General features: G+C 71.3%; 1 protein-coding gene. It reads left to right on the top strand.

Annotated features, from left to right (window positions below; genetic code table 11):
• Nucleotides 1-84 precede the first annotated feature (84 nt).
• Nucleotides 85-2,223 (top strand): tetratricopeptide repeat protein (locus AB0I06_RS34220; RefSeq protein WP_363122761.1); only part of this gene is annotated, 2,139 nt, incomplete at its 3' end.

Below are 2,223 nucleotides of genomic sequence, written 5' to 3'. Positions count from 1 at the left end.
CCTGGAGAGCCGTGGAGTGGGCGCGGGTGCGGGCCAGGGTCAGCTGCCGGTCGAGCAGGGCGCCCGCCTTGGCGGCGCCGACGCATGACCGCACTCATCGACCTTCTCGCCACACACACCGCGACCCGCCCGGACAACACCAGGCTGCGGGTAGAGGAGCAACTCCTCCTTCACGAACGCGCGTATTGGGAGGACAGCGCCGCAGGCCGTCCCCACCTGGCGGAAGCGGGCCCCGTCCCTCTCGCCGACGCGGTCGGCACCGCGGTGCTCACCGCGGGCGCAGAACCCGCTCTTGCCGCCCCGCTATTGCGCTCCTCACCCGGCTTTCGCACGGCGGACGGCCCGACCGTCAGCCAGGGCACAGCCTGGCTCGGCGAGATGTACCCCGCCTCGGGCGACAGCTGCTGGGGCGCCCTCCAGCCGGACCGCCTGGGTGAGTACCACGTAGGGGACCGAGCGCGGGCGGACACGAACCTCTTGATCCTTCCCCTGCTGACACTGGCGGAGGCGCAGCCGGCACTGCGGCGGTCCCCAGCGAACAAGCCGACGACCGCCGGGAACCCCGAGTCGCGATCTGCACTGCCGCCCCCCTCCTCCGCTGCCTCCACCCTCCTCGCCGCCCTCGTCACGCTCTCCCGAGTGGCCGAACTCCCGCGTCATTGGGCCCCCGTCGCCGGCGCGCTCGACGAAGCCCTCACCCGCGAACCGGCCCTCGCCGGCAGCGTCATGCAGGCCGCCACCCTCACCGAGTCCCCCGAGCCCCTTCTCGACGCCCTGCACCGGCTCACCGACGCACCCAGCAGCGAACCGGAACTACTGCTGGAACTCCTCGACCAGCTGGGTACGGGGCGCAGCCGAGTGCTCGCCGGGTGGGCCACGCGCACCGCCGCCATGGCCGCACGAGGGCTCCCGCCGGCCCTGCAAGCTGTCGCGCTCATACACGAGGCGGGCTGGCGGCAGACCGCCGGGGACCACTGGACGGCCGTACGTCGATGCGACGAGGCATTGCGGCTCTACGACTCCGGCGAGACGGAAGCCACCCCTGCCGCACGGCTCACCGCGCTGCTGACCAAGGCCCGCTCGCACCGCTGGAGCGGCCAGACCGATGAGGCGCTGGCCAGTCTGGACCTGGCCAGCGGCCTGCTGGACACACTCACCCCAGCCGACCAAGCCGCTGCCGACGCCGAAATCCTCGGCGAACGCGCCCGGGCCTTCGTCATCAGCGGTGACGACACTGCCGCGCTCCCCTTGCAGGAGCGACGCGTCATCCTCCTCGCCTCCCTCGCCGACGGCGGTGATCCCGCCGTACTCGAACGCCTGGCGGACGCCGAGGCCGAACTCGCCCGCACCCTCCATCGCAAGGGTCAGTTCCGCGCCGCCGCCCAGACACTGTCGGCGCCCACCGCACAGGCACTGAGGCAGTTGGCCGACGAACGGCCCGACGCACTCAGCGATGACGCACTGAGCAGCCTCGTCAGCCGCGCCAACCGACTACGCGTGCTGGGCCGGCACGAGGAGGCGCTCGCCGTCCTACGTGACGCGCTCGCCGTCATTGACCGACCAGAGAGCCTGGCCACCCCGGTGGCCTCCGGTTCCCTGGCCGTCGTCCTCAACAACATCGGCGCGACGCTCGTCTCCCTGGACAGACCTGAAGAGGCGCTGGAGCCGATCCGCCGCGGGCTCGCCATCCGACGACGCCTCACAACGGACGACGGCGAACCGAACGAGTTGTTCTGGAGCTCGCTACTCCAATACGGGTCCGTACTGACGGAACTGCGCCGCCTGGAGGAGGCGCGGGACGCCGCCGAGGAGTGCCTGAAGGTCGGCGCCGAACTCGTCCGCCGCAAAATCTCGCGTCCCCGGGTGGCGGCTCAGGCCCAGATCTTGCTCGCCGAGAACCTCATCGACCTGGCCCGGAGGAACCCCGACCACCCCGACCACCAGAGCGACCTGCGCAGGGCAAAGCACCTCGTCGACCGGGCCGTGCGTGCCTACGGCCGGGACATCAAAAATCTCCCGGGCGACCACCTGAGTGAATACGCCGCCCTCCTGACCGTCGCTGTCGACCTGTACTTCGCCCTCGGTAAACGCCGGTCGGCTCGCTCCATGATCGCCCTGACGATGCTCGTTCGCCGCACCCTAATCCGCCGGGACCCCGAGCAGCACGGCGACAACGTGGCGGCCCAGTTCGAAGCCGCAGCCAGGGCAAGCCTGGAGGCCGGG

This window comes from Streptomyces sp. NPDC050674, assembly GCF_040654575.1.
GTDB lineage: Bacteria > Actinomycetota > Actinomycetes > Streptomycetales > Streptomycetaceae > Streptomyces.
Note: the sequence above shows the minus strand (reverse complement) of the source record. Positions and strands in the feature narration are given on the sequence as shown.